7 protein-coding genes are annotated in these 4,865 nt (G+C 68.6%); 4 read left to right on the forward strand and 3 right to left on the reverse strand.

The features are described from left to right. From AB0J08_RS40975 to AB0J08_RS40985, 3 genes are all read right to left on the reverse strand, one after another. On the reverse strand, window positions 1-306 hold a 306-nt coding region (locus tag AB0J08_RS40975; RefSeq protein ID WP_360645105.1), incomplete at its 3' end, for an NAD(P)-binding protein. Window positions 307-457: 151 nt separating this feature from the next. After that, window positions 458-922: a GNAT family N-acetyltransferase gene (locus AB0J08_RS40980; RefSeq protein ID WP_360645108.1), complete on the reverse strand. Its 465-nt coding sequence runs from the start codon at window positions 920-922 to the stop codon at window positions 458-460. A 90-nt stretch (window positions 923-1,012) separates the two neighbouring features. Next, window positions 1,013-1,438, reverse strand: coding sequence for an ATP-binding protein (locus AB0J08_RS40985; RefSeq protein WP_360645111.1), 426 nt, complete (start codon window positions 1,436-1,438; stop codon window positions 1,013-1,015). A 165-nt stretch (window positions 1,439-1,603) separates the two neighbouring features. On the opposite strand from AB0J08_RS40985, the gene AB0J08_RS40990 reads away from it, so the two are divergent. The 4 genes from AB0J08_RS40990 (at window position 1,604) to AB0J08_RS41005 (ending at window position 4,287) form a co-directional block, all read left to right on the forward strand. Then, window positions 1,604-2,512: a helix-turn-helix transcriptional regulator gene (locus tag AB0J08_RS40990; RefSeq protein ID WP_360645114.1), complete on the forward strand. Its 909-nt coding sequence runs from the start codon at window positions 1,604-1,606 to the stop codon at window positions 2,510-2,512. Then, a complete protein-coding gene (locus AB0J08_RS40995; protein ID WP_360645117.1) occupies window positions 2,509-2,739 on the forward strand; it encodes a DUF397 domain-containing protein in 231 nt (76 codons plus the stop codon). The genes AB0J08_RS40990 and AB0J08_RS40995 overlap by 4 nt, the downstream gene beginning before the upstream one ends. Before the next feature lie 661 nt (window positions 2,740-3,400). Further along, window positions 3,401-3,604 carry a hypothetical protein gene (locus tag AB0J08_RS41000; protein WP_360645120.1) on the forward strand — a complete coding sequence of 68 codons (204 nt, stop codon included), beginning with the start codon at window positions 3,401-3,403 and terminating at the stop codon, window positions 3,602-3,604. Then, window positions 3,604-4,287, forward strand: coding sequence for a restriction endonuclease (locus tag AB0J08_RS41005; RefSeq protein ID WP_360645122.1), 684 nt, complete (start codon window positions 3,604-3,606; stop codon window positions 4,285-4,287). Before AB0J08_RS41000 ends, AB0J08_RS41005 begins: the two co-directional genes overlap by 1 nt. Window positions 4,288-4,865: the final 578 nt, after the last annotated feature.

Below are 4,865 nucleotides of genomic sequence, written 5' to 3' on the forward strand. Positions count from 1 at the left end.
GGCTCGACCGGCACACCGCCGATCACCAGGAAGAATCCTCCGTCGCCCTGGCAACGTGATCAACCCCCGAAGGACTTCCGGAGCCAACCACTTAGAGAACACGACGTGACCGCCCAGGTCCCAGGTGAAGCCGGCCTCGTCGACCACGGAGGAGCCGAGCCCCCCGACCCCGGGCGCCGCCTCGAGTAACAGCCAGTCGCGGTGACCGAGCCGTTGGAGCTCGTACGCGCACGCCAGGCCGCAGGGACCACCGCCGAGGATCACCACCGGTGAATCGGGATGTTCTCGGGATCTGCTGTTGCTCACGACACCCTCCCCAACCGCGGACAGCTGCGGGACCGGCCTCTGCCGTCCACCCGTATGATCAGCGGATCGCGATACGTTAATGACACTGAGTGATGGTCTTGGTGCGTGCCGGGCCGTCGGGCTTGCCGGTCCGGTCGGGCAGGTGCCGGGCTCAGGCGAGTGGCAGTTGCAGCCGGTACACCTGGCGCGAGCCGCCCTCGAGGAGCTGTGCGGTCGGCTCGAAGCCCAGCCCCTCGTAGAAGAGGCGGGCGCCCGAGCCGGGATGGTCCGGCCCGAAGGTTGTGACCTCGACCATGCATGGTGGCGAGGTGAACTCCCGTAGCGCGGCGTCCACCAGGAGCCGGCCGATCCCCCGGCCCCTGGCCTTCCCTTCTACGGCCAGCCAGGTGATCTCGTAGTGCGGGTGACGGGCCGAGAACAGGAGACCGCCGGCGAGCGCCGACCCGGAGGGCGCTTCTGCCGCACGTACGCACAGGGCGGTCCCGCGTTCAATGTTGCGCACCAGCGCGGCTTCGAACCCCGGATCGTCGACCAGCGGTCCGAACAGTTCCTCGACGTCTGCCGCCAGCGACATCCAGGACGGGATGTCGGCACGGACGGCGGTCACGATCTTCATGTGCGCGACTCCTGGTCGACGAAGGGACGTTGAACGAGGTCGTGCCCTGAGTCGCCCATCCGGACCGCACCGCGGCCCGGGCAGGGATGGTCAGCGCGGAGGGGCACTCGCTCTCTGGTCCTCGGCGCAGGCCGCGCCGAGTCTGAACCAGACCTGCTTGCCGTACGGCAGCAGCTTCACGTCCAGTTCGTCGGCGACGTCGGCCAGCAGGAACAGCCCCCAGCCTCCGGTCTGGCCTGGCGACGGCTCTTGCAGCGTCGGCAGGCTGTCGGCGTAGTCGGTGACACCTACGAAGACCCCGTCCGGCGTCTCGCGCATCAGCAGCTCGCAGTCTCCTGGGGCGTGCTTGAGGACGTTGGTCAGCAGCTCGGTCACGCCCAGGACCGCGAGGTCGCTCAGCTCGCTCTTGCGCCACAGACGCAGATGAGCGCGGACGATCTCGCGCACAGGGCCCATCGCTTCAGGGCGAACCTCGGGCAGCACCGTCCGGTACTGCGGGATTGCGCGGACCGCCATGGCAGGCATCGGCCCCTCCGATCGGCAGGGTGAAGCACAGCGAACGAGGTAGCGCTCCGTACTTGCCGGAGCACCCTCCGCATGTCGAGCTCCGATGATGGACCCCGCGACACCACTGGGCAATACCATCGGACAGGAAAACCTTTCCTGTCCGGCATCTGGCGTATGCCAGAACTGGCCTGGGCGCTACGCTTCCTGACGATGAAGGAGGTGGTCATGTCTGTAGATCCGACACCGCGTCGCCGACGCCTGGGCTCCGAGTTCAGGCGCCTGCGTGAGGGGCTGGGCTGGACCCAGGAAGAGGCGGCCACCCGCCTCGGGTACCGAGCACTGTCAACGGTCAGCAAGATCGAAAAGGGCACCCAAGGGGTGACCGTCCAACAGCTGCCCCACTTCTTCGAGGTGTTCGGCGTCACCGACGAAGCCGTGCGCCAGGAACTACGGGACCTGGTACGCAAGGCCGGCGAGCCCGACTGGTGGCAGCAGTACGAAGACATCGTCGACGACCCGCTGGGCGACTACCTCACCCAGATCGAGACCGCCAGCGGCCTGTTCACCTTCAACCCCCTGGCGGTCCACGGCCTCCTGCAGACCCCCGACTACGCACGGGCCGTCATCGAGGGAAGCCGGGCATGGAAAACCACCACGGACATCGACGGCTTCATGACCGTGCGCCAGGAGCACCAGAAGGTCATGCTCGAGCGCACGCCCCCGTTGAAGATATGGGCCGTCCTCACCGAAGGCCTGCTCCGCCAGGAGGTCGGCGACCGCAGCGTGATGCGCGCCCAGGTCGCACACCTCGCCGAGCTGGCACGCACCAATCCGAACATCACCATCCAGGTCCTGCCCTACACGGCGGGCGCGCACGCGGGCATGGACGGTCCGTTCATGCTCATGTCCTTCTCCGCCGGGCGCGACATCGTGTGTATCGAGTCGATGCGCACATCGTTGCACCTCAACCGGCCGGAGACGGTCGAGGTCTACCGCACGACCAGTGACCTCCTGAAGTCCGACGCCCTTTCACCCAAGGCGTCGCTGCCCTTCCTCACCACGCTCGCCAAGGAAATGTCATGAACAAGAACGACCTCGACCCGGCCTGGATCGAGAGCCAGCTCGCCGACGCCCAGTGGCAGACCGCCAGCAGCGGAGGGACCACCTGCGTGGAGGTGGCCTTCCTCGACCAGGGCTTCGTCGCCCTACGCGACTCCGAGAACCCCCACAAGCCCCCTCACCTCTTCGACGACGCAGAATACGACGCCTTCACCGCTGGGATCATGCGCGGTGAACTGCGGCGCCGTTGATCCACCTACGGGACCCACCGGCTTGACCCGGAAATGGATTTGGTCAGCGCGCCAGGCCGGTGGACTCCGTAATGGACCGGGACGCCGCCTGTCGTGACCACCTCCGCAGCGCGGCTCGCATAAACCGGACCGCCCACCGCACCGTCTCGAACCAGCTCTGCGTGCCCTGCCCGCCGGTGACCGCCTCCTACACGGCGATCACCGTCAGCCGCGACTCGTCCACGTCCGCGGTCAGCCCACCGGCGGCTGCTGCCCATCATCCTCCCCGCCGACCCCGGACACCGGCGGATCCCGATGCGATCACCCCGGCCCGTACCACCGGCGTACGCCGCCAGTTCCCGCCATACTCATGACCAGTTACGCCGGGCCGGCCGGCCGGCAGCATCCGGGCAGGCCAGCTGCCCCCCTCTCCAGCCCGGGCGACTTCGATCTCCCGCGCGGCCCCCAGGCGATCGCACTACGGGATCGTTCGATCACGCAAGGTCAGGGCTGTTCCGCGGGGGCGCGCGGGCCGGCCGCCCGCACCCGCGAGGCCGTCCGGAACGCGCCCAGAGCGAGAGCCTCTTGTTGCTGATCCATCAGTTCCTGTCGTGGGCCACTGGTACATCAATGACCAGACGGGCCGCACGGTGCGGTCCGCCGACGGGAGGGAACGACTCCGATGCCGGTACCCGAGGGATACCACGTCGTCCGCAGCCACATCCGCCGCAACCCGCGGCCGAGCGCCAAGAAGATGAGCGGATGGACGATCGCCGGAATCTGCGCGCTGGTGTGGCTATGGGGGCACTTCGTCGGCTTCAGCGACACCGACACGACCACTCCGACCACACCCGCGCCCGCAGTTTCCGCCCCCGCAGCGCACTGATGGCCCGCAGGCGGCGCCGACTGCGCCGGCCGCGCGGCACCACCGAAATCCTCGCGGCCTCGGCGGTCGCCCTCGCTGTTCTCGTTTGGCTAACCCGGGCAGCCGAAGCCGCCGCCCGGGCCGCGGCACGCAACTGGCCCGTCCTCGCCGTCCTCGCGGGCACGGTCGCCCTCGGCGCGGCGGCCTGGTGGGTACGCAGGCGGGCCACGGACCGGGCGCGCGCCGGGCGGCTGGCGACGATGCGGCTCAGCCTCACCGGCATCGACGCCCTCAGCGACCAGAACTTCGAGTTCGCGCTCCGGGACCTGCTGATCCGGGACGGCTGGAGCGCACGGCAGGTCGGCCGGCAGGGCGACCAGGCGGCCGACGTGATCGGCCAGCACCCCGCCCTGGGCCGGATCGTGCTCCAGGCCAAGCACACCAGGGTTGGCGCGAAGGTTGGCTCCCAGGTGATGTACCAGGTCAAGGGCACCGCAGGCCCCGCGCACGGTGCCGACATCGCGGTCGTGGTCACCAACGGCTCCTTCACCCGCGACGCCAAGGCGTGGGGCGACAAGCACCACGTGCACTGGGTCGACCGCGACCGGCTCCGCCAGTGGGCCGAGCACGGCTTCCCCCTGCACGACCTGCTGCGACTGACGGCCCGCACGCCCCGGCGCCGTCTGGGCCGCCCGGCCGCCTGACCCGCTCCACCCTCACCGACGCGAAAGAGGAGGGCCGCCGTGCGCGACGACGGCACGTTCGACCGTGGAGGCGGACCTGGACTGTCAGTCCCCGCCCCCAAAATTCCTCCGAGTAGCCAAAGCAACACGAGGAGTGGCGATGGGTAAGGCGGCGCGACTGCGCAGGGAACGCTCGGAGGGTGTGCGACGGCGGCGGCCGGTGCCCGTGTCGCGATCGTGTACCCAGGTGCCAAGAAGGCTCAGCAGTCCGGATGCCCTAGCGCGGAACAGAACTGACACCAGCGCAGGTCAGCGGGCATCCCAAGTGACATGTAGCTCAAGGAGTCGCAGTGTTGCAACAGCCGCCTACAGTTGACACATAGCGGCGATGGTCGTCACCAAGATCACCGATGCTACGAGTGAGTGCATTCGGTCGAGGACACGTCCGTCGTTCTCGGACGGCCGCCCAGTCAGCGAGCAACGGCGCCCGCCTTTCTGGAACCGCCGACCTGAGAAGCCGGAGTGGGCCAGGACCGAATGCACTCACTCGTAGCATCGGTGATCTTGGTGACGACCATCGCCGCTATGTGTCAACTGTA

This window comes from Kitasatospora sp. NPDC050463 (assembly GCF_040655255.1).
Taxonomy (GTDB): Bacteria; Actinomycetota; Actinomycetes; order Streptomycetales; family Streptomycetaceae; genus Kitasatospora.

Coding starts and splice junctions, on each gene's coding strand:
- AB0J08_RS40980 (WP_360645108.1), bottom strand. CDS start 922: ATGAAGATCGTGACCGCCGTCCGTGCCGACATCCCGTCCTGGATGTCG.
- AB0J08_RS40985 (WP_360645111.1), bottom strand. CDS start 1,438: ATGGCGGTCCGCGCAATCCCGCAGTACCGGACGGTGCTGCCCGAGGTT.
- AB0J08_RS40990 (WP_360645114.1), top strand. CDS start 1,604: ATGCCAGAACTGGCCTGGGCGCTACGCTTCCTGACGATGAAGGAGGTG.
- AB0J08_RS40995 (WP_360645117.1), top strand. CDS start 2,509: ATGAACAAGAACGACCTCGACCCGGCCTGGATCGAGAGCCAGCTCGCC.
- AB0J08_RS41000 (WP_360645120.1), top strand. CDS start 3,401: ATGCCGGTACCCGAGGGATACCACGTCGTCCGCAGCCACATCCGCCGC.
- AB0J08_RS41005 (WP_360645122.1), top strand. CDS start 3,604: ATGGCCCGCAGGCGGCGCCGACTGCGCCGGCCGCGCGGCACCACCGAA.